16 protein-coding genes are annotated in these 21,490 nt (G+C 58.0%); 5 read left to right on the top strand and 11 right to left on the bottom strand.

What is annotated here, in order from left to right:
- The first annotated feature begins 59 nt into the window (after window positions 1–59).
- Genes AAFN83_RS09460 through AAFN83_RS22120 form a run of 3 tightly spaced genes read left to right on the top strand, consistent with a single transcriptional unit; the run spans window position 60 to window position 2,405 of the window.
- A complete protein-coding gene (locus AAFN83_RS09460; RefSeq protein WP_347768741.1) occupies window positions 60–1,235 on the top strand; it encodes a two-component system sensor histidine kinase NtrB in 1,176 nt (391 codons plus the stop codon).
- A 60-nt stretch (window positions 1,236–1,295) separates the two neighbouring features.
- Complete coding sequence (locus AAFN83_RS09455; protein WP_347768740.1) at window positions 1,296–2,228, top strand: helix-turn-helix transcriptional regulator; 933 nt, start codon at window positions 1,296–1,298, stop codon at window positions 2,226–2,228.
- 51 nt (window positions 2,229–2,279) lie between these two features.
- Window positions 2,280–2,405: a zinc ribbon domain-containing protein gene (locus AAFN83_RS22120; RefSeq protein ID WP_481810498.1), complete on the top strand. Its 126-nt coding sequence runs from the start codon at window positions 2,280–2,282 to the stop codon at window positions 2,403–2,405.
- Between the two features lie 132 nt (window positions 2,406–2,537).
- Here AAFN83_RS22120 and AAFN83_RS09450 read toward each other — a convergent pair whose 3' ends face one another.
- From AAFN83_RS09450 to AAFN83_RS09420, 7 genes are all read right to left on the bottom strand, one after another.
- Entirely contained in the window at window positions 2,538–5,255 is a 2,718-nt protein-coding gene (locus tag AAFN83_RS09450) for a GAP1-N2 domain-containing protein (RefSeq protein ID WP_347768739.1), read from the bottom strand.
- Window positions 5,252–6,517 carry a TRAFAC clade GTPase domain-containing protein gene (locus AAFN83_RS09445; protein ID WP_347768738.1) on the bottom strand — a complete coding sequence of 422 codons (1,266 nt, stop codon included), beginning with the start codon at window positions 6,515–6,517 and terminating at the stop codon, window positions 5,252–5,254. The genes AAFN83_RS09450 and AAFN83_RS09445 overlap by 4 nt, the downstream gene beginning before the upstream one ends.
- Before the next feature lie 38 nt (window positions 6,518–6,555).
- Window positions 6,556–7,212: a hypothetical protein gene (locus AAFN83_RS09440; protein WP_347768737.1), complete on the bottom strand. Its 657-nt coding sequence runs from the start codon at window positions 7,210–7,212 to the stop codon at window positions 6,556–6,558.
- A 5-nt stretch (window positions 7,213–7,217) separates the two neighbouring features.
- Window positions 7,218–8,489, bottom strand: coding sequence for a vWA domain-containing protein (locus tag AAFN83_RS09435; protein ID WP_347768736.1), 1,272 nt, complete (start codon window positions 8,487–8,489; stop codon window positions 7,218–7,220).
- Entirely contained in the window at window positions 8,490–10,832 is a 2,343-nt protein-coding gene (locus AAFN83_RS09430) for a hypothetical protein (RefSeq protein WP_347768735.1), read from the bottom strand.
- A 126-nt stretch (window positions 10,833–10,958) separates the two neighbouring features.
- The gene (locus AAFN83_RS09425) at window positions 10,959–14,348 is read right to left on the bottom strand and encodes a tubulin-like doman-containing protein (protein WP_347768734.1); all 3,390 of its coding nucleotides are present in this window, start codon (window positions 14,346–14,348) and stop codon (window positions 10,959–10,961) included.
- Window positions 14,349–14,393: 45 nt separating this feature from the next.
- A complete protein-coding gene (locus tag AAFN83_RS09420; RefSeq protein ID WP_347768733.1) occupies window positions 14,394–16,190 on the bottom strand; it encodes a vWA domain-containing protein in 1,797 nt (598 codons plus the stop codon).
- Between the two features lie 362 nt (window positions 16,191–16,552).
- Here AAFN83_RS09420 and AAFN83_RS09415 point away from each other — a divergent pair, with 362 nt between their 5' ends.
- Both AAFN83_RS09415 and AAFN83_RS09410 read left to right on the top strand, forming a co-directional pair.
- A complete protein-coding gene (locus AAFN83_RS09415) occupies window positions 16,553–16,741 on the top strand; it encodes a hypothetical protein (protein ID WP_347768732.1) in 189 nt (62 codons plus the stop codon).
- The gene (locus tag AAFN83_RS09410; protein ID WP_347768731.1) at window positions 16,731–17,699 is read left to right on the top strand and encodes a hypothetical protein; all 969 of its coding nucleotides are present in this window, start codon (window positions 16,731–16,733) and stop codon (window positions 17,697–17,699) included. The genes AAFN83_RS09415 and AAFN83_RS09410 overlap by 11 nt, the downstream gene beginning before the upstream one ends.
- Window positions 17,700–17,783: 84 nt before the next feature.
- Here the strand turns inward: AAFN83_RS09410 and AAFN83_RS09405 are convergent, their stop codons facing one another.
- The 4 genes from AAFN83_RS09405 to AAFN83_RS09390 all read right to left on the bottom strand — a co-directional run bounded on the left by AAFN83_RS09405 (window position 17,784) and on the right by AAFN83_RS09390 (window position 21,334).
- Window positions 17,784–18,137 (bottom strand): helix-turn-helix domain-containing protein, encoded by a 354-nt coding sequence (locus tag AAFN83_RS09405; RefSeq protein WP_347768730.1) that lies wholly within the window; start codon window positions 18,135–18,137, stop codon window positions 17,784–17,786.
- A gap of 353 nt (window positions 18,138–18,490) precedes the next feature.
- A complete protein-coding gene (locus AAFN83_RS09400) occupies window positions 18,491–18,712 on the bottom strand; it encodes a DUF1128 domain-containing protein (protein ID WP_347768729.1) in 222 nt (73 codons plus the stop codon).
- A 19-nt stretch (window positions 18,713–18,731) separates the two neighbouring features.
- On the bottom strand, window positions 18,732–20,456 hold the full coding sequence (locus tag AAFN83_RS09395) for an ATP-binding protein (RefSeq protein ID WP_347768728.1): 1,725 nt from the start codon (window positions 20,454–20,456) through the stop codon (window positions 18,732–18,734).
- A 227-nt stretch (window positions 20,457–20,683) separates the two neighbouring features.
- A complete protein-coding gene (locus AAFN83_RS09390; protein ID WP_347768727.1) occupies window positions 20,684–21,334 on the bottom strand; it encodes a YigZ family protein in 651 nt (216 codons plus the stop codon).
- Window positions 21,335–21,490 lie beyond the last annotated feature (156 nt).

The following is a 21,490-nucleotide window of genomic DNA, read 5'->3' as shown; positions in this document are numbered from 1 at the left end:
GAGAAAAATGTCGAAATAGAGGTGATCGGTTCCAAAATCTAACACATGGAGTTGCTACGATGATTTCCCGACTGATTTATTACGCTGTATTTCCGCTCTATGTGGTGTTCGTGATGTACTCCTCCATCACACTGGATAAGAGCCTGAACAGCCCCATGCTGATCGGGGCCGGCTTGTTGCTCATCCTGAGCATGTTCTCGGATCTTCGCTACCCCAAGAAGATCGTTCTCTTCTCCATTTTGCAGTACGCCCTTTTGTTCGTCTTTCATTACTACTCCCAGTTGAACTGGTGTTACTCGCTCTACATCATCCTGCTCAGCAAGGTGCTGTACCCAATCAAAAGAATGTACATCTCCATCGCGGTAGGGTTTGGAACCATCCTGCTGTATACTTCGGCCCGTTTGACCTATATGGACGTTACCAAGTACAACTTCCTTGCCGTCATCTCGGACTTCCTGACCTCGCTCGCCGTGGTATTCATCATCCAATACATCATCAAGACCGAGCGGGAAAAGAACCAACTGATCGAACAAATCGAGCGCGAAACCACCTTCTATCAATCGGAAAAGCTCAAGGTAATGGGAGAGCTCGCCGCCGGCATGGCCCACGAAATTCGCAATCCGCTTACAACAATCAAGGGGTTTTTGCAACTGTCAAAATCCCAGAATTATACGATCAAGCCCTGGTATGATCTTCTCTGGAATGAAGTGGAGCGCATGACCGAGCTGACCGGCGAGTTCCTCGAATTCTCCAAGCCGCGGATTACTTGCTATAACGTCAGTCCCATGCATGATTGCTTGCAAAAGGTGATCTCGCTGACGGAGGCGGAAGCCCGGATCCTGGGCCATCAAATTCTTTATACGGAGTTCTCCAAGGATCTCCTCGTCCACATGGATGCGGATAAAATGGTGCAGGTGTTCGTCAATCTGGTGAAAAACGCGCTGGAAGCCATGAACGAGCCGGGCAAGGTCACCATCCGCCTTTACAGCAGCAAGGGCTGGGTCCATGTGGTGCTTACGGACACCGGAAAAGGCATCCGTCAGGCCGACATCAAAAAAATCTTCGATCCGTTCTACACCACCAAGCAGACCGGTACGGGATTGGGTCTCTCCATCTCGCAAAAGATCGTTCAAGACCACGGAGGCAAACTCGACGTCACCAGCACCGAAGGACAGGGGACGAGCTTTACCATCCGGCTTCCCTTGAAGCCACTGACTGCCGCCAAGGGAGCCTGATGTTTGGGGAACCGGGTGGCCGCTTGAACGAAAATACTCGGCAAGGAGGAAGATGACGCGATGAAGCTGCATCGCCAACTCGGCATTCTGATGCATCTCCTCGCCCACGAGAAGTCGACGGCCCGCGATTTGGCCGAGCAGTTCGAGGTCTCGTCGCGAACGATTCGCCGCGACATGGAGGATCTGTCCATGGCGGGCATTCCGATCTATTCCTCGCAAGGAGCGGGGGGCGGCATCCGCTTGATGGAAGGCTATTCCCTGTCTCGTGTTCTCCTCAACGATTCGGAAAAAGGGCTCCTGCTCACCCTGCTGTCAGGTCTCGCCGAAAGCAATGAAATCGATGCCGGGAGCACGCTCTCCAAGCTGTCCGCGCTCTTCGGCCCTCGGGAAGCCGATGATTGGCTTCGCGTCGACCTGAACGGGTGGGGACCGCGTCGGGCCAACGAGCGGTTTGCCGTGCTGCGAGATGCCATTCGCTCCCGACATGTAGTGGAGCTTGCTTATATCAATACCAAGAATGAGCTGGATGTTCGACGCGTGGAGCCGATGGCGCTGCACTTCCGGGGAAGCAGCTGGTATTTGGCGGGCTGGTGCCGACTTCGGAGCGATCATCGTCTTTTTCGTCTCTCCCGAATCACAGATTTGACCGTTTTGCCGGAAGGATTCATTCGTGAAAAGAACGAACAGCGTCAATCCTCCGCTGCAGAGCAGGATGGGCCTGTCGCTTCCGCAGCGCCCCCTGTCCCCCTTCACCTGCGGTTTCGTCCGCAGGCACTCATGCGCGTCTATGATCTGTTCGAATCCGAGCTCATTCACCCTCTGGAGAATGGAGACGTAGAATTGATCTGCACCTGGCCGCTTGATCGATGGATGGTCTCCATCCTGCTCTCGTTCGGCTCCGATCTCACGGTCCTGTCTCCTGCTTCTCTTCGCAAGGAGTTACAAAAGGAGGCTGCACAAATAGTCGCCCTGTATGCCACCCCCTCCTCATAGTCAAAATAACGCAAAGAAGCGGACAGGCTGCTGACCGCTTCCTTTTTGTATATGATGGAATCCTGCATTCCCCACGTTTCCAACAGCAATCCGTACCCGAATGAAGAAACGGCACGGAAGGCGATGGCCGAGCTGTTCCCCAAGCTGAAGAGGTGGAAGGCTCCTTCTCCCGTCTAACCATGCTTGCTGGGTAAAGTCTTGAAAAAAACCGTCCCTTTCGGAGGAGAAGCCTTTGAGGCTTCCCCTAGAGCGTGTTTGCCAACACGCTCTTCCGAAAAAGGGACGGTTTTTGTCATTCTCTCCTACCGCTTACGGGCTGGCTGGACTTGGCGATGGGCTGGCGCTCTCCGTCTGGGGACTTGTCGACCCGGACGGGCTTGGGGAAGCCGGTGTCGCAGTTGCTCCAGGAGATCCAGACGGGCTGCCGCTCGCGTCCGGAGAGGGCGACGAGGAGTCGGTGCTTGTCGGAGAGGGCGACAGGACAGGTGACGGGGAGGAGGCAGGCTTTTCCCCCTTGCCCGATTGACCGATCAAGAGGTAAGCCGCGGTTCCCAGTGCGAGGACCAGCACACACAGGGTCAGGGACCGCGAATGCCTCTTCAGGAACCGCAGAGCGGGATTCCCCGATTCCTCGCGAATGCTCGCGATGACCTTGCGAAACTCCTTGGGCAGCGATTCATCCGTCAGCTCGCGGTATCGCTTGCGATCCTTGAGGCCTCTGCGGTCCACCTCGGTGAAATACTTCCGAAGGGCGTTTCGGTATGCCGGCCGGAGCATCCTTCCCCCTGCATCGCGGAAAGCAGGCTCCGTCGAGCTCCAGAGCAGGAAGTCATCCAAGCCATCCGTCCCTTCCGTCTCCCTGCCTACGAAAGTCAGCAGGTCAAAGAAGGAGATCGGCTTGTCCTCTCCACCGGTGCTCACCTTGTAATCCGTGAAGGCAAACAGCAGCGGTCCATACTGAGCCGGGTGAACCCTGGCCTTCAAAAAGCGGCGCACGAGCTCCTGAATCTGAGCCAGCTCCTTGTTTCCGTACCGCTCCCAAGGGAAGCGCGGAGTGCCGTCCGTCGGCTGCGGGGAAGACGCAGCAGGAGACTCCATGCCTTCTCTGTTCGTCCCGACTGGCGGCAGGAGCTTCCCGGAATAGGAATCCCGACTGTCTGCATTCTGCGGCTTGTCGGGCCGAAGGGCTGCTGACGGGCCGAGATTGACCATAGCCTCGTAGACGCCGCTCAAGAGGCGCAGCTTGTCGAGCTGCTCCTCGGTCAAGCCTACACCGGTCAGCAGTCTTTCCTCGGCCCACAGATAATTGCCCTGCATCAGCTCCGCGTAGGTTGCCGTTTGGAGCGTAATCGCGTCCAGAACAACCCGGGCCGTCTCTATCTCCAGGGCGTCACAGAAGCTTCCAAACCCTCTGCGGCTTGAATGGGCTTTGTAGAGCTGCGAGCAAAAGTGGAAGAGGCTCTCCCCTGCCACTGCTTGATCACCCGATTTTTGCAGGGTTCGGCGCAGCTTGTCCCGGAACTGTTCGATGAAGTAGGGAAGCCCGAGAGAGTCGAAGGAATGGGTTGCCCAGAAGACGATCTCCTCCTGCAGCTCCTTCACCGACTTGACCCGGTTCATCCGATCGGCAAGCAGGACCTCCTGCAGAGCGGAATAGCGGACATCTCGGCCCGTGCGCTCGTAGACGAGTCGCTGCAGGTCGGCATGCTTGCGCAGCGCTTCTCCTGCCTCGGCCATAGCAGAGGGCTCGTCCTTGCCTTTGAGGTCTCGCGAGGATGGGGCGGAGGCTGCTCGCTCCAGGAAATCGACGATGGCCGCCGCAACCTCCTCCCGATGGTCATCGGGAGCAAGGTCATAGTAAGCCATGAATGCCGACAGTGCACCCTGCGGAAGGGGGGCCGGCGTTGCCTCGCCCTGCTCCTGACGAAGCAGAGCAAGTAGAATTTCATTGACCCGGGGCTTGCTTTCCGGCCCGCCTGCCTTCAGGTAGCGGACGAGAGAAGCCACAAGCTCTCCCTTGTCACGTCTATACGGCTCCAGGTCCCCGAAGCTCGTCCGGTAAGCCGTCGCCAGCTCTTGATAGGCCGAGAGGGATACGGAATCAGCCTTCCCCATGCCCGCCAGTGCTTCCCGGGCAAAATCATAGAAATCCTCCAGCTTGTCCGGCTCATTTCGCCATGCCCAAGCCAGATCGAGGAACGAGGAATGACTGCCCGGCTCAGGGGCGGGAAACCGGCCATTCGGGAAGTCGAAGACCAGATCCTTGCCCATCACGCGGTCCCCGGGCCGCAGGCTCGTCTTCTCCACGAACATCAGATCGATGCCCTTCTTGGCTTGGGGCTCGTTGTTATATGTGGTGAAGCCGAATTGCCGACGAATTTCAAGCGGCAGGCCGACGTACAGAACGTCAAGCAGATCTGCTGCAAGACGGGCGCTCTCCCCGATCTCCGCATCCAGCGCAATGTACACCTTCTTCTTGGAAGAAAGAGCCGTAAAGATAGCGGCAAGCAATGCCTTGAAGATCGGCTCGCCAACACCGAGGCGGGCGAGCAGGGCATCGCGTTCATCGGGAGTAGGCGCGTCCCGGTGAGGCAGCTTTTCGAGTTCTGGCAGCTCCTTGCCCTCGTTCTCATCGTAACGGTCGCGGAATGAGGTGATATGAAGAAAGGAAGACGGCTGTTGCAGGAAGTCATCCCGGAGAGACCGGGGAACGATGTATTGATGGATAAAGACGGCCTCGCGCTGTCCGGTGAAATCCGATCCGGAGAAAACAGCCCGTCCGATGACGAGCTCTCCTGTCTCCGCAGGAAAGACTGTGAGGGCTTCCGGGTACTTGGAAGGGTCCGTCTCCCCTCGACGAATCAGCTCCTGCGGCGCTATGTAAAGGCAGTAGGGATGAAGGGTCTTGCGGATGAAGGAGGCTTCCAGACCGGTGGATTTCGCAACCGTATCGAAGCCTTCCCCTCCCTGAAACAAGCCCTCTCGACCGCGGGTGTAGTAATGCTGCTGAATGCTCGCTTCCGTCATCGGGTCTCTCTCCCTTCGATGTAGTCGAGCTTATGCAGGAGCCAAACGAAGGGTTCATCCACGCGCATGGGAGAAACGACACCCTCCACCTGCTTGTTGACCGGGTTGCTCCCCAAGGCGGACACGGCGAAATAGGCCGTGTTGCTGAAGTAAACATCGACCGCATCCTTGAACGGGCGATCTACCTTCTCGAGGAAGCGGCGAATTTCTCCATCGATGTTGGAGAACTCTGCCAGGTCCAGGTGACCGGCATGCACCACATTGCGGAAGACATTGCTATTGGTATCGATGTAGGCTCCCTGCTCCTCCTTGAGGTGCTGGAGCATGTCGCTCTTGGTCAGGACAATCGCGGTCGGGATATCGGTCTTCCCCTTCTCGTTGTGGCCGATGAAGTTTTCGAAGAGGGTGATGATGACATCCCGCGGCTCGGCGTGGCGGGCGGCGAGATCGCCGCTGCCCTCTCCCAGTGCGAGCAGCAGCCGATCCCGGATCGTGCGAATCTGCAGGGGGTCGACCATAAACAGAATTCCGGACGAATTCTGAATGTGAGCTGCATAGATGTCGAGGTAGGTGCGGTCTGTCATCCCTTCCCCCGCTACGTCAAAGAAAACGAGCGTCAGCGGAGGCAGGCTCTCGTCCTTGAAGACGAAATTGAAGATGAACGGCTCCATTTTCTCGATCTTTTGGGTCGCACTAAGCATGCGTCCCTGTTCAAAGATCGGCTCCTCGTAATAGGTGCGAAAGCGGCGGCTGATATCCGCATTCATCGGAATGCACGCCGCTCCGAAGTTTGCGGCCGTCACCTGCTGAAGCGTGTGGATGAGGGACGTCATGTAGACGGACTTCCCGACCGATGTCGCTCCGATGATCGAGATGATGTTGCTCGGCACCTTGCCGGCCGAAATCGGCAGCTCATTGTGGCATTTCGGGCAGATGCGGCGGCGGGTTGTCTCCCCGTGCTTGTCAACGATGCCCACCAGCACCTCCTCCACAAAGAGCTTGTGCTCCTCCGGAATGGTTGCGGGCGCGATGACGGCTTCCAGATCACCAGTTGAATCGAGATTGAATTTGGCTCGGTACCGGTCGAGCTCCTCGTCCTCCTGCAATCGGTATTCCGGGTCGTCCTGCCGGTCATGCGTTGCCCGGAACAGCACGGCGTCCGGGTGATACTTGCTGAAGCAATAAGGGCAGACGATGTCGTAATAGGGCGGCTTGACCTTGACCGGAGTCTTCTGGAACAAGCCCCTCAGCGCCTTCAGCATGGGATGGCCTCCTTGTTTACGTGTGCGTTAGACAAGCATTAGCTATGGATCAGGTCGAACCCTTCCCCATACCGTTTCCCGTCCGTAAAAAACAATCGAATCCAATCTTCTTTGCCGATCTCAATATCAGGCAGCGTGTTAACGCCAGGCTCTAAATCCTCAAGCAGCGGATAAGCGACTCCATCTTGACTATGGAGCGGCAAGCTGCCGGTTTTCTTCACGTAGCAGAGCGCTTCCTTTGGGACAACGACATCCGAGGTCACCGTCATTCGGGCGATCCGGGTTTTAGAGAATAGCGTTCCGCGGTATTTGACCGCCACTTGAATCCGTGCCTTTCCCATGCTGAAGAGGGCCTCGTTGCCCTCCTCTTGCTGGGGAAAGGTACGGATCGTCCCCTCTTCGCGTACCGCCGGGTAGATCCGGAATGCGTAGAGGCCGAAGCGGTCGAGATGCAGGCGGTAGCCTCCATTCGCCTTGTACTCCTCGCGGGTATAAAGCTTGAGCTGCTCCCGTGCAGGCAGCGTGCTGCTCCAGGAATCCGCTTCCCCGGAAGGGGCAAACCCATACACATAGACGAACTGAAGGCCCTTCGGCCAATTCCACGTGAGCCGCGCTTCCCGCTCCTCCACGCGGCATTCCGCTCTGGTGATCGCGAGCTCGGCCGGAACGTCCGCAGCCCATTCCCAATCTGTCACTCTCATCACCCTCTATCAAAACTGTCGCTGCCCGGGCGGCCGTAGCCGCCCCCTGAGCGGTGTGCCGCTCGGTCGAGCGGGTTGCTGCCTCCGGTCGTTCCCGGCCTCTTGGTGGGGATCAGGAAGGGGGATAACGCTAATATCGCAGCGAGAAGCAGGTCGCCGATAAATCGTCCAACTCCCGGTGCGATGCCGAGTCCCATCCAGGCTTCTACGGCTGCTCCGGCGAACAAGCCGGCGATCGCGCCGCCCAGGGTGAAGCTCTTCGCCAGATGCCGATTATCGAAGACGATGCCGAGCGCCAGCCCGATGAAGGAGCCGATGCCCGCAATGAGCAGGATGCGCAGGAAGCGGTAATAGAGGCTGTCTCCTCCGTCAGCCGAGCGTTCCCCCATCAGATGCCAGCCTCGGTTCAGGTCGTAAATCTTCGTGAATACGCCGGACAGCTCCTCGGCGCTGCCGATGCCGTGATAACTGCCGTCGGTTTCTGCAGCAAGGCTGCGCAAGAGCTGCGTCGCGTCGACCTGCGTATTCTTCATGCCAATCGTATGGATCGCGATGCCCTTCGCATGAAAGGGAGCGGTGGCCGAGGCGATGTTTACCTCGCTGTAGCCGTCGGAGATGAGGATCACCATGCTTTTGCGGGAGTGGGTCCGCGCATCAAGCTGCTCCATCGCCATTTGGAGCGCGCCCGCGATGTCCGTCTGCCCGGCAGCCTGGTACCGATCCAAGCTCGCGATGACTTCTTTCCTCTGCGCTTCGCCGCTTAGAGAGGTGAGGGGCTGCAGAAGCTCGGGCCGTTCGTTAAAGAGGATGACGGCCACCTGTTTGTGGCCATCCATCTGATCGATGAGCTTCTGGGCCGCTTCGACGCTCTCTCGGTTCGGATCGGTCTTCAGCATGCTCTCCGACTTGTCGATGACGAGAACGATGTCCTGCGCCGGTTGACGCTGCCCCAGTCCGAAGCCATAGAGGAATTGGAAGATCGTTCCCGCCGCGAACAGAATGACGAAGGCTGCCGGAACGAGCCACTTCCAGCCGGAAGAGGAATGGCGAAGCCGCCAGCCTTGACCGGCAATCTCCGGGGAGATCGTCTCCGCCAGGAGACAGAAGAAAACGACGGCAAGGCCCAAAATCCCAAAGTAGAGCGCCATAACCCAGACGTTTGGCCACTCCGAGCCGACCTTGGCAAGCAGGAGCTCCCCGGCTCCAAACCCGATTGCCCCTCCGATGAGGCTGAACAAAAACAACAGTGCGCTAAAGCTGCGACGAACCATTTAGACTCCCCCCTGCGGCTCCCGGACGGCAGGATGAAAGCGGAAGCCGTTCTCCACATACGTGCGATAATATTTGTCGGCATGGCGGACATACAGCGTATCCGCGAGCCGGAAGCCGCCCATGATGGTCAGCTTGTCGATGCCGCTCGTCTTCTTCTCATGGACGCAGCCGAGCTGATAGGCCCGGTTCCCTTGATCCAGGCGGAAGGCATAACGAATAAATTCGCTCTCGTAATCGCCAAAGAAGTATTTTTCCTCGTACCGGTGCTTCTGCGTGTAGTGAAACAGAGCGATGCGAATCGCGGCTCCGCTCTCCAGACGTTCGTAGAGATCGCGGAACAGCTCCTCCTTCGGGAGGATCAGGTTCTGTTCCTCGAACCGAACAGCGACGTTCGCCCGCTCCAGCAACTCCTCCTCGAATGATTGACGGAACACGGCGTCTGTGAACACCTCGTTCTCGCACACGTGAAGGAGCCGCTCCAGGATCGCCTCGCTGCCCTGCTTGACGAGCGAGGAGGGATCGCCGAAGAATCGCCCGTCGAAGAAGAAATCCGCCCCGCGGCGGGCGACCAAGCCCTCCAGAATTCGCTTCGTCTGCAGGCCGTAGTATTCCGGCAGGTTTCGACTCAGGTAGTCCCCGAAGGGGTCCGCGTACTTCTTCGCAGTCTCCTCCAGGGCAAGGGCTACCTCGCTCCAGCGCTCGACCTCTTCGGCCGCTTGGCGATGGAAGAAGACAAGCGCCTCTTCCCAGCGTTCGAGCAGGTGCAGCTTCAGCTCCAACGCGAAAACTCCATACCGCAGCGGGTAGATGGCCTCCAGAAGCGAACGGCGGAAGTGGCGCAGGCGGGCGCCGGGCAGCAAGCCTCCTGCCGGCAGGCGATCCGCCCGGCCGTCCAGCACCGCTTGCAGCTCCTCCCGCGCAGCAGTCAAATGCCGCTTCGTGTCCATCTGAAGGCGCTGCAGCTCCTCCTGAAGCCCGCCTTCGCTGCGAGGATTCGTCCACTGGTAGATCGAGTAGAAGCTGTAGGGCGGCTTTACTCTCTCCTCCAAGCGGCGAGCGGTAAGCTCGGCGAGCGGCAGGGCGGCCAATTTGGCGAGGGCCGGTGCCTCGACCTGGGCTTTGAAGAAGGCGAGGTCGTGCCCGCCGTAGAGGGCTTCCGCCGCTTCCTGGAGCGTGAATCGTTGCAGCTCGGCAAGCGATGTGCTTTGCGAGAGAAGCGAATGCAGCTCGGCGAGCGCCGTTTCCGGCGGCAGCAGCCCTTCCGCCATGCGGGATACCGAGGCAGAGTCCAGGCCGAAGCGCTCGGCGGCCTCTGCGGCGGGAACACGGCCGGCGGCTTGCAGCTCCTCCGTGAAGCGGAGAAAGACCTGCTGCAGCACCGTGGCGGCAATGGCGGCATTCGGCCGGCGAACCTCCGCGTACCCTGCCGTGGAATACACGTTGTCAGGCACCGCCGGGTTCATGATGCTCTGCTTGTATTGAAGGTTGTTGTACAGACCGCTCTCGCGATCGAATTCATGGACCGTACGCCGGTTCTTGAGCAGGCACAGGCTCGCGATCGCGCGATAGGCCCGATCAAGCCCATCTGGAGCAAGAAGTCCCGCTTCGTCCTTGTCAGAGAGAAGATAGACAAGATCGAACAGCGGAGACGGACCATGCTCCACCGGGAGCGAGAAGCCATCCGGTGTCCGAAGCAGGGGTTCGTTGAGCTGGAAGCTGCGCGCCTGCATCCCGTCGAGTTCCTTTAGGAAGCTTAGGCCGAGAGAGGAAGAATAGGCGTAATCGTCCCCGGTCTCCCCTTCCTTGAGAAGGGCGTAAAGATCGAGGTGAATGTGCTTGAAGGATTCCCCCAGCAGACTCTTAGTGAGCGTCACCAGCTCGGGAAGCAGGACGCTAGCCGGATCATCGGCTCGCGTGATCACCGCGAGGCTCAGTCGACCGAAGCTGCCGAACAGCCGGCCGTTCTCCGCGATCCGTGCCCCCGCCTGGCGAATGAGCCGATTGAGCTCCGACAAGGTATCGCCGTTCTCCAGAAACCGGCGGTACAGCTCGGGGCGGATGTTCATTCGGTCCGCCTCTCCTTGAGCGATGGACATCCCCAACACCTCGGGCAGTCCCTCCACCGGCTCGTGCTCGTACAGATGAAGATAGACGATGGCCGAGCTGTTCACGCATTTGCGCTTCATCCGCCGCTGGACGGCTCGAAGCGCCTCTCCCGTCTGATCCCCGATGCACAGAAAGAGCAGGGGATGGTAGAGGCTCCGCTGCTCATCGGCTTCGCCTGCCGCGTGGTCCGTCTGGTTGTCGTATTCCGTAAGATATGCCCGTAAACGTTCGCGCATCGGCTTATGCATCCTCCGGGAGCAAGCCGAGGCCGCCCCTCCCCCGTTCTTCGAGGGTCGGACAGCCCGGCCGTACTGGCAGCCGCGCATGCGGCTGGTCGAGTGCTTGGCGCACTCCAAATCGAATTATTTGATGGTCTTCCAGATGTCGTTCACTTTGGCGGAGGCCTGACGGTAGAAGCGGTACATCTCTTCCCCGTTCACGAGCTCCGCCCGATCAAAGTCGAGGGTCTCTTTCGCTTCCTGATAGCCAGCCGCCATCACCTCAAGGGTGGTAACCAGCTTCTCGACCTCGGCCGGATCGGTCATGCGCTCGCTGCGGCGCTGAGCCTTGCGATCCAGAAGGGCGACCTTCTTGGGATCGAGCGAACGGAGCTTCTCATAGATCGCAAAATCAGCAAACTTACTGACCCGCAGCAGGTTCACGAACGGCTCCCAGGCTTCCTCGTCCGCATCGTGGTCATAGACGTATTGAGCCCCTCTCTTCACGATGGTTCCCGTATACATGACCTCGATAAACCGACTGAGCCAATTTTCCTCGCTCTGATGGGCATCGATCACCGCATTCAGCCGGGCGATCTCTTCCTCCAGCTGCGTCTGCTTGGCAATCTCGATGCGGATTTCCTCGTAGAGGGAAGGGAAACGAATGAGGTTCTCCATCGCGAGCTCACGGGTAACGCTGCCGAAGATCTCGCGGGTTCCCGCCGGCTCCAGGCCCCGTTCCACAAGCCCCTTTAGCTCGGCTGCCGCCTTCTTCACTTCGCCCAGATTCGGTTTCCCCGTCGTGAGCTGCGTATCGAAGCGGGCCAGGAACGCCTCCGCATCAAAAGGCTTTGTCAGCACGCACTCGAAGCGGTTCGAGGTGTTGGAATCGGTCGACTTCTCGCGAACGACTCGACGCCGCTCGGCTTCCTCGAAGATCCCGCGCACGTAGGAATTGTGCTTTTGCACCCGATCATTCTGATACGTATCTCCCCACGATTGCTCAGGAATCGGCGAGGGCAGGTTGACCCAGTTCAGCTTGTCGGTCTGGACGAGGTGGCGTCCGGTTCCTTCCGGCGTCAGAATCGTCTTCTCGTAGCTCTCCTCATAACTCTTGAGCGGGGCGTACGAGAACAGCGGAACGCCGTTCTTGGTGTTCAGCCAGAAGATGCGGTTCTTCACTTCGCTTTCCTTGACGGTAAAGCGGGAGTTCCCGACCGAATGAGCCTCAAAGTTCTTGATGCCCTTGTAGAGGTTCGGAGCCTTGACCGGAACGGAGACAAAGCCGTACGAAGGGAAATGGAAGCTGCCTGAGCTGTTGCTCAGGTGGAAGACCGGGACGGCCTCCTCGTTGAGCCGCTTGGCAATGATGCGCTCCATGATGTTCTCAATGGACTCGTCCTTGCCGTACTTGATGAGCAGGAAATCTTCCATCGACTTCGTGATCAGGTCGCCGAACTGGTCAGTCATGAACTCGGAGATCGAGCCGACGACGTCGACCTCGGAATCCTTGATCCAGTTGGCCGCATTGTTCAAAAGCCCGGCCGTGAAGTCGCGGATGAGGTCCTGGACGTTCTTCTCGTCCATGATGCCGGTGATGACCTTCTCGACATCCGGCACGCCCACGATGTTCCAATAGTAGGTGCGATTGCCCTTGTGGTCGATGTTCTCCTCGCCTTCGGCCAGGATGTTGCCGTTCTTTTCGAAGATGACGTTCAACGCATTCAGAAGCTCAGTGAACACCGAGTAGATGCGCGAATTCTGGTCGTTCAGCGTGCGATACAAATCCTCGTAGAAGTCGACCATCTGTTCCATCCGCTCGCGGTCAGAGTACAGCTCGTATTCCTGGATCTTCGCCTCGATGTAGAGGTCCTTCTTCTTCTCCTTCGAGATGAAGGCATCGCGGGCATCCCCGAGGCGCTGCTCCGAGACCCCCTTCGCGGCATCGATATCCTGGGGAATGCGGTACAGGGACTCGCGAAGGCTTTCAATATAGGAGCGGATGAGCTCAAGAAGGCTTGCTCCTTTATTGGTATAGATGAGCCGGTTCGCGTAGAACGGCCCCTGCTCGGGATTCAGGAAGATGCGGCGGATTTCCTCAGTGAACCGCTCGACGATCTCACCCGGCAATTGGCGACGGGCTTTGATGTATTCCTCGCGGGCTCGGCTCAGGTACTGCTGCTCCAACTCCGTATCCAGGCTGACGGCCTGCTGCTTGATGATGTTGGTGTAGCTCAACCGCTCGCTGTTCTGATAGCCAGGAATGGGCTCTGGCACGCGCTTCAGGAACTCGCGATGGACCGCAGCCGGATCGAGCGCCAGCTTGTGCGCGATCTTCTCGACATCCTCGCGGGAAGGCCCGGCCTGGAACATCGTCTCCATCTTGCGGAACAGGCGATAGGCGAGGTAGGTGGTCATTTCCTCAATCGGCAGCACGGCGCTGGAGGCCCCGATGATGTTGTATTGATAGTTGGCCGCATACGGCTTCGGCATCTGGTTGATGTTGCTGCGGATGTTGCTGATGTAGTCGTGGATGGCGAATTCTTCACCCGACTGCTTCTCTTCCATGGCCATGAAGTTGGTGATGTTCTCGGCAGTCACGTTCATGCAATAGTCATATGCATTCTCAAGGAGACGGCCATCGAGGTTCGTCGCCGAGATGAGATGGGCCAGGTTGAACGGAGGCAGAGGAGAATTGACGGTAAGGATATTTCCGTAGCGCTGCTTGAACCGCTCGCCGCGCTCATCCGCGTTCATCCAGTAGTCAAGCTCCTTCAAGGCCGCGTAGCCGTTCTTCTTGATGTACTCGCGGGTGTGGTCCGTCAGGCTCTTGTTGGACAGGTTCACATCCGGCATGAACAGATAGCCGAGCAGGCTCACCTTGTCAACGCCCGCATCGGCATACTCCCGTTCCATCAAGCCGCGCACGATGTAGGCGATGTCGAGGAAGCCGCCGCTCCCGGTGCCGCCGCTCAATCCCGTGAGCAGGAAGACCATGAGCTTCTTGTTTGTCCCTTCGGTGAGGGTCTTGATTTTCTTCTCAATGGTTTGAACGACCTGAACGATCTTCGTGAACAAGAGAAGTCGCCCCGTCTGCCGATTGCCGGATGCCCCGCCGACTCCATCGGTGACGATGATTTCCGGCGACAGCCAGTCGGTGATGTACGGCTCCAGCACCTTGCGGTTTTGCAGCAGGCTGCCAATCTCCGCATTCGAGAGCAGGACAAATTCGGTCAACGGATCGAGGCCGATGCCCTTGTACTTCTTTTGCAGCTCTCCTTCGTTGGTCTCGAACCCGATAAATTCAATGTTGTCCGGCTTCTCCCGTTTCTTCTTGGAGAGCGGATCGTTCGGCAGCCGAAAACGACGGTTGATCTGGTACTTCAGCCGAAGCAGGGCATCGATGCCCGTTCCGCCCAGCCCGATGACGAGCATCGGGTTGTCGATGGTATCCACCCGGATCTTCTCGGAGACGATGCCTCCGCCCAAGGATACGTCAAGCTGCTGGATATGTTCGCGAACCAATGCTTTCATGAACTCTCTGCCTCCTGCCGGTGCGCCTCGAACAAGCGCCCCTCGTTAAATGTACTCGAGTTGAATCGATTTATTGACGTTTTGCAAGGTAATTCGAATGCGGTCGTTCTTGCGAAGCTCCAAGCCCTTCGTTGCGTCCACCGTGCGTCCGGACCGTTCGATCATGCAGCCGGTGCGGTTGTAGAGCACGAGGGTGTCTCCTTTGCCCGGCTCCAGGACGATTTTGTCGGTCTCGGCAAATTCCGGAGCGAGCTGGAGCAGCTGATGCAGCCGAAGACGTCCTTTGAAGGCGTTCAGCTTGCGGTACTGCGGACTTAGCCGCTCACCGGTATTCTCGTCGCGGATCTCGATGATCATCTGCCCGAAAAAGCCGCGATTCGCTTTCTTGTATCGAGAGAAGAGCACCACGCCCCCGGCGATGACGATGAGAGCGATCACTCCTCCGATAAGTACGGTTGTCCACGGAAAGGGTTTCTTCTCCTCGGCCGGCACCGTCGGTGCGGGCTTCGTGGACGCCGTAGGCGATGGAGCGGCGGTTACCGTTCCGGCGGCGGCATCCACCGTAACCGGTTCGCTGTCGCGGGTGTAGCCGGAATCCTCAACCCGCACCTTCACCTCGTAGCGGCGTGCTTCGGGGAGAGCCCATTCACCGGTAAATTGGCTTCCTTGAAGCGTAAGCGGGGTAACGATCTCCTTCGAGCTGTCCAAATCCTTGGCCACGAGTGAGGCCTTGGCGGACTGGAGCAGCGCATCATCGGTGAGCGGCTCTCCGCCCGATTCCAGATGGGCCTTGATGGCGAGACGATCCCCCGCCTTGTAGCCCGAGCCGCCAAACGGCTCCATCACGACCCGGATATCATAGTTAAAGACGAGACTGATGTCGATTTGGTCGCTAGTCGCTCCCTTGACTTCAAGCTTCCAGTCTCCCTCGACCGGCTTGATCAGCTTGATCAGGGAGTAAGAATTCGATTTCGAGTAGACGATAGCGTCGCTCGGAATCCCCACCTGTTTCCCGGCCGGGTCGGTCAGCTTCACCTCAACAGGCTTCGTCGAGACAATCGAGATATTGGCTTCCAATACATTCCCGTTTGGAATCGGCACCGTCACGGCTTGGAAGTCTCCGCTGCCTGTCAATTGCTTGAGCGGGACGACCTTCAAGCGGAGCTCACTGGCAAAGATCTCGCTCAGGATTTGCGGTAAGGTCTCGGCGGTATCGGTGACAAAGGTCTTGCCTCCGGTATCCGACGATATCTTTTCGAGAACGGATTTGTTCAGCTTCCCGTCGGCGTTAAGCCCGATCGTATAAATGTGGACGCCCATCTGGCGGGCCTTCTCGACGGCTTCAGCCAATTCCTTGTCCGAGTCCGCCTGCGTTCTTCCCTTGTTCAGGGAGTTGTTGCCGTCTGCTAGCAGGACGATCATCGGGCGGTGGCCCGGTGTCGTCCCGGCCTCGAGAATCTTTACCGATTCCTTGACCCCGACGGCGATATCGGTGTAAGCTCCGCGAGAGAGCTGATTGACAAAATCCTTCAGATCCTGCTTATCCTGAGCGCTCTTTACTTCAAGCAGCGCCTTCTCGCGTACGATCTGGTCGGTATAAGCCAGCACTCCGATCTTATCGCCCTGAACCGAGGTCATGTCGATGAACATCTTCATTGCCTCATTGGCGACCTTGCCCCGGTCGCTGTCGTTCATCGAGGTGCTGACGTCGATGGCGAGCACCGCATCGAGCTTCTCGTCGGTATCGGCAGCTTGCGCCGTTCCCGGCACCCAAGAGCTGATGAGGGAGACGATCAGGATGAAAGAGAACAAGAACGGCAATCGTCGTAATGGCTTCGTCACGTGGATACTCCTCCGGTTGGAGAGCCCTTCTCTTGTTTCATGGCCCTCGCTGATAGTAAAATGAGCCTACAAGACCAAAGGCTTGCAAGCTTTCCTGGACCTCTTGCTGGGTGAAACCAGCCGGCTCCGGCCCTTGCTGGCAGGCCCGTTCGGATTTATTCTACTGGAAATGCAGGAAACTTACAAAAAACACCCCGAGGGCACGCCTTTCGCACCATTCGCGCGAGGGTTCGACAACGGATAGCCGAACCGCATGCGTACAGGGGTCAACTTACCTGTAATGATACCGTTCTCCTATTGAAATTTCCATACCTTTCTAGCAGGGAGGAAGAGCCGGTCTCGATGCTCCGGTTCGCCAATCAATGAACGAAATGCTCAGACACGCCTCGGAATCATGGCTGCCCTATGTTCCCTTGGGCGCCATGGCCGTCTACATCCTGGTCAAGGCCTTGAAGCTGCGCCGGAGGGAGCGATCGACCCCTTCTGTGGAACAGATGGATGAAGACCTGCTCATCCGGCTGAATGCGGGGAGGGCCTATGATGAGCGCTAAGATCGCCATTCTCATCCCCCCGCCGCGGGTGACCCGCTACCGCTATGAACGCCTGCGTCACTGCAGCCGCTGCGGCTCCTTCACCTCGCTTCGCGAGGAGGTATGCTCCGCCTGCGGGCGCAAAGGCACCCTCCAGCCGCTCGAGCGCATCGGCGCCTTCCGGGCAAAGGGGAAGGTCGGGCTGGAGGCTCTCCTTCTCGTCCTCGCCGCGGTTGCGGCCGTCTACCTCGCCCCAAATGCGACGGAGAGAACCGTAGCGGCCGTTCTCGGAGCAGCGCTGCTCACCGGATACGGTTTCCTGCTTCGCCGCTATGCAGCCTCACAAGCGCCGTACCGGCTGCACCGGGTTCTCCTCGATCGCTCCGAGGCGATCGGGGAAGGGCTGGCAGCCGATGAACGAGCGGCGGAGACCGATTACGAAGCCGATCACTACTTGGCCTGCTACGAGAAGCTCCGGGAGATCGGGGTCTTCCTGCTCGACGATCGGATCCGCTACAACAAGCTGATCTGCCTTGATCGGTTCATGCTGAGGAAGGACATGGAGCTGGAGCTGGAAACCGTCGTTCCGCGAAAATACAACAAGCTCTTCGTCCGCTACCTATGGGAGGTTTCGAAGATCGACCGTTCGCTGATTCGCGAGAAGTCGATCGACTATGTCCTCCGCTATCGGGGCGAGATCGAAAAAATGAACCTCGGCCCGGAGCTCCTGACCAACATAGCAAGTGCTGCGCTTAAATTCCGCGGCAATCTTGGAGCGTGTGAATACTTGATCTCCGACTATGCGGCCAGCCTCCCGCGCGAGCGCTTCATTCGCCTCTGCCGGCTCGTGGCGGAGTCGGGCAGCGATTACCCTGAGCTGGCCTTGCGGGTAGAGCGGATCGCGGACAGCCGCTATCCCCATGACTCCGGAGTGCAAGCGGCCCTTTGGATACGAGGCGCTGTACGCCCCCATGCTTAGACGCTTGCTTCAGTGCTATCCCCTGCACCATAATAAAGCCGCCCGTATCTGGAGACTCTCCAGCACGGGCGGCTTCCTTCTTTCTTATGCTTCGTACGTGTCGCTTACCAGTTCGCGAACGATATTGCGGGCAATGCGAACCTGCTGAGGCTTCTTCGTCCGCAATGTGCGAACGATCTCCTGCAGATCCGCTTCGGAGCCCGAAACCTTCCCTCCGTCTTCCAGGTAAGCAAATAACTGAGGCACGCTCACTTCGAGCGCTTCGGCGATTTTGACCAGATTGAGCAAGGAGATGTTCTTCTCTCCGCGTTCGATCTGACCAATGTAGGAGTAATGGAAGCCGCCTCGTTCTCCGAGCGCTTCCTGGGACCATCCTCTTTCTTTTCGCAAGTCGCGGATGCGGAGGCCCACCTGCTTCAAGATATCCTTTTGCATCATCTACACCCCACTATAGAAAAAGTGTAGAGAAGAAGACAAGCGGGAAAAATAGGGTTTCGATTCTTGTGTTGTATACAATTAATACTTATAGATCGCATTTTTTAGTACAACATCAAAACGGGCTCCCTTCTCATGAAGGGGCCCGGCTATGATCGCGCGCTCCTGCTGGCCGCCTCCTCCATGGCTTGCTCTCTCCGGAGGATGAACTTGCTGCTCGGCACGCTCGGGTATGTCTCGTGTTCCTACAAATATATATGGCAGGCCGCCCCTCCCCCGGAAGCGATCCGAGGACTTCTTCGGAAGCTCTCCCGGCTTGGGAAAATGATCGAGAGCGGCTTGGCTTGGCTAAAAGATTAGCGCCGCAGTCGTCCCAGCTCCTGCACGATCGCGTCAATCTCGCTCACGCTGAAGCTATCCTTCCCTGCAACGTGCTCATAGAGCTCGACCAGCTCTTCATAGCGATGCTCGTCAAAGTGCTCCGCTCGAATCGCTGCCCCGGACGCCATCCTCAGCTTCAGCTTGATCTCCTCAATCATGTATTCCACGTTTTCCTTGCTTGCCTGGGTCAAATCCACCGAATGACCTCCTTCTGTTTTATCGATCCAAAGGGAGTCGGAATTCGAGCGTGGTTCCGCAATTGGATTCACTCGTTACCGAATACGTCCCTCGGTGATTCTCGATGATTTTGAAGCTGACCATAAGCCCGAGCCCGGTTCCCTTCTCCTTGGTGGAATAGAACGGCTCCCCGAGCTTGGCCAGCTTTTCTTCCGGAATGCCGCAGCCGTCATCCACAATGCGGACGAACAGGTGCTCATCCTCGCACAGTCCGGCCTCAATCTGAATCTTTCCGCCCGGTGATACCGCTTCCAGACTGTTTTTTAATAGATGAAGGACGACTTGCTTCATCTGACTTTCCACGCAGGAGACTGGCGGAAGGCCGGGATGGTAGGTGGTCGCAACACGAACCTGCCTCTGATCCATCTCTGATCGAAGGAGGGCGAGGGCTTGTTCGACGATTTCGGAAATCTGCTTTTTCTCGAAGCACCAGGCTTGCGGCTTGGCGAGCACGAGGAACTCATTGATGATGTTCTCGATCTGCTGAAGCTCCTCCGCCATGATCCGGGTATATGCGGGGTTAACGGCTCCCCGTTCGATCAGCTTGGTAAAGCCTTTAAGCGCAGTCAGCGGATTGCGAATCTCATGGGCAACCCCTGCCGCGAGTTCGCCCATTGCCGACAGCATCTCAGACTTGCGCAAGAGCTCCTCCGCCGTCTTGTGTTCCGTGATGTTCTGGGACATCTTGAGCACGTGGACGATCTTGCCCGCTCGGTTGCGAATCGGCATCAATGCCGCTCCCTCCCAGAAGCGGTCTCCGTTCTCACGAACCATCTCGATCTCGCCCGCCCAGCGTTCGCCCCGGCAGACCGATGCCCATACTTCTCCAAAAGGCACCCCGTCGAGCTCGGCCGGATGAAACCGTGACACCGGCTGACCCAATACTTCGTCGGATCGATACCCCATCTGTTCCGAGAATTTGAGATTGATGTATTCGACCTCTCCCTCAATGCCCGCAATCAGAATGATGCTGTGGCTCTGCTCGACCGCATGGGAGAGCTTGAGAAGATCCGCAGTCGCTTGCTTCAGCTCCGTGATATCCCTTAACGTAATCACAATTCCTTGCGGCTTCCGATCCCAGGAAAAGCAGGGGAGCGCAATGAGGGAGTACCAGCAGCCGGAAGGGCTCTTCAGCTCACGTTGAATGGGGATGAGGCTCCGGGCCACCGAAACGATATCGGCATAGAGTCTATTGTCAAACGGGATGCACAGCTCCGGGTCGAAAGGACGCTGAAGGTCATACGGGGTTAACGGGATTTCACGGGCAAAGAGGGTGTTGAACTGCCGGATTCGAAGCTCCATGTCGAGCACGAGGCAGCCGACCCCGGCCCCCTCCAGCCATTCGCACCAACCATCTCCCCAGAAAAGCCATTCCCACAGCCTTTCCTTCAGCTCCTCATTTTCTCTTGCCAGCTCCTGCATCCTCTTCTCCGCTTCCTGATTCGCGGCTCGAAGCTCGTCCGCCTGCTCCAGGAGCTCCCGATTGCGCGCTTCGAGCTCGGCGTTCTGCCGAGCCAGCTTTCGCGTCAGGCTGTCCCTCTCCAGTTTCAGCCGGGACAATGCCTCCTCCCGGACTTGGATCGCCACGTCTCCCGATTCATCAAACGGAATGGAGGAGGGCCTCACGTCCGGATTTCTAGTCAGCAGGCGATAATCAGGCTGCTTGGTGGCAGACCTCCTGGTACGACTCTTATCCTGTTCCATTTGAGGTTCCTTTCCCTAAAGCGAGTCACAGAACCCGCCCTATTAAATGAACCCGGAGCCGTCCGAAAAGGATGGAGTACGGCAGCCGGCACCGGCGAAGGCCCTCCTCAGAGGACAACCTTCGCCGCTTCATCCATGATACAACATCCTCCCCGGATACTTCTACTATTATTTTCCAACTAATTCCGTCAAGAAGCGCCTTTCCTCCTCGCTTCCCCCTGTCATCCTCATGGAGTGTCTACCCCTTCGATCGGCTCGGCCACGTAGTGCTCGATTCCCATCGTTACCTTCCCTTGGCCGCTCGTGATGTCCGTTAGCCAGGCGGAAAATACTTCGGCCTCGGAGGCGGTCGGCTGGCAATGCAGCGTGACCTTGTCGGCAAACAAGGTCTCCCCAAGCCGGGTTCCCCGCCCTCTCAGCTCATGCTCGACCTTGCCGAGCCAGGTATAGTCGATCTCCACGTAAACGTCACGATGAAGGACTTGCTTCACGGGACAGGCCGCAGCAAGACCTACGACGGCCCCATCGGTATATGCCCGAATAAGCCCTCCGGCGCCGAGCATAATCCCTCCGAAGTACCGGGTCACGACGACCGCGACATTTTTCAGGCCCTGGTGCTTGATGACTTCCAAGATCGGCTTGCCTGCCGTCCCGCTCGGCTCGCCGTCGTCAGACTGCTTCTGGTGTTCGTCCCTCTCCCCGATCACATAGGCCGAGCAGTTGTGAGTGGCGGCGCTGTGCTGTTTCTTGATTTCGGCAATAAACGACAAGGCCTCCTCCTCCGTTTCCACGGGACGAGCATGGCCGATAAATCGGGACTTGCGGATGACGATCTCCGCAGACCCGTTCTTCTCCACGGTCTTATAGCTCGAAAGCATTGATTCGGTTCCTCCTCACGTTTGGAAACATTGTAGCACGGGGGATCCAAATGCGGCAAAACCAGCGCCTCGTGGAAACCTCCTTTATAGTGAAAAAACCCGTTGACTCCCCCTAGCGAATCCTCTAAAGTTAGCGGAAGTACGATTAGCCCGAGC

This window comes from Gorillibacterium sp. CAU 1737 (assembly GCF_039888655.1).
Lineage (GTDB): Bacteria > Bacillota > Bacilli > Paenibacillales > NBRC-103111 > Gorillibacterium.
This window is presented reverse-complemented; position numbering and strand designations above follow the sequence as displayed.

Bases quoted from the DNA above. Each gene is read 5' to 3' on its own strand.
- AAFN83_RS09460 (WP_347768741.1), top strand. From the start codon at position 60: ATGATTTCCCGACTGATTTATTACGCTGTATTTCCGCTCTATGTGGTG.
- AAFN83_RS09455 (WP_347768740.1), top strand. From the start codon at position 1,296: ATGAAGCTGCATCGCCAACTCGGCATTCTGATGCATCTCCTCGCCCAC.
- AAFN83_RS22120 (WP_481810498.1), top strand. From the start codon at position 2,280: ATGATGGAATCCTGCATTCCCCACGTTTCCAACAGCAATCCGTACCCG.
- AAFN83_RS09450 (WP_347768739.1), bottom strand. From the start codon at position 5,255: ATGACGGAAGCGAGCATTCAGCAGCATTACTACACCCGCGGTCGAGAG.
- AAFN83_RS09445 (WP_347768738.1), bottom strand. From the start codon at position 6,517: ATGCTGAAGGCGCTGAGGGGCTTGTTCCAGAAGACTCCGGTCAAGGTC.
- AAFN83_RS09435 (WP_347768736.1), bottom strand. From the start codon at position 8,489: ATGGTTCGTCGCAGCTTTAGCGCACTGTTGTTTTTGTTCAGCCTCATC.
- AAFN83_RS09430 (WP_347768735.1), bottom strand. From the start codon at position 10,832: ATGCGCGAACGTTTACGGGCATATCTTACGGAATACGACAACCAGACG.
- AAFN83_RS09425 (WP_347768734.1), bottom strand. From the start codon at position 14,348: ATGAAAGCATTGGTTCGCGAACATATCCAGCAGCTTGACGTATCCTTG.
- AAFN83_RS09415 (WP_347768732.1), top strand. From the start codon at position 16,553: ATGAACGAAATGCTCAGACACGCCTCGGAATCATGGCTGCCCTATGTT.
- AAFN83_RS09410 (WP_347768731.1), top strand. From the start codon at position 16,731: ATGAGCGCTAAGATCGCCATTCTCATCCCCCCGCCGCGGGTGACCCGC.
- AAFN83_RS09405 (WP_347768730.1), bottom strand. From the start codon at position 18,137: ATGATGCAAAAGGATATCTTGAAGCAGGTGGGCCTCCGCATCCGCGAC.
- AAFN83_RS09395 (WP_347768728.1), bottom strand. From the start codon at position 20,456: ATGGAACAGGATAAGAGTCGTACCAGGAGGTCTGCCACCAAGCAGCCT.
- AAFN83_RS09390 (WP_347768727.1), bottom strand. From the start codon at position 21,334: ATGCTTTCGAGCTATAAGACCGTGGAGAAGAACGGGTCTGCGGAGATC.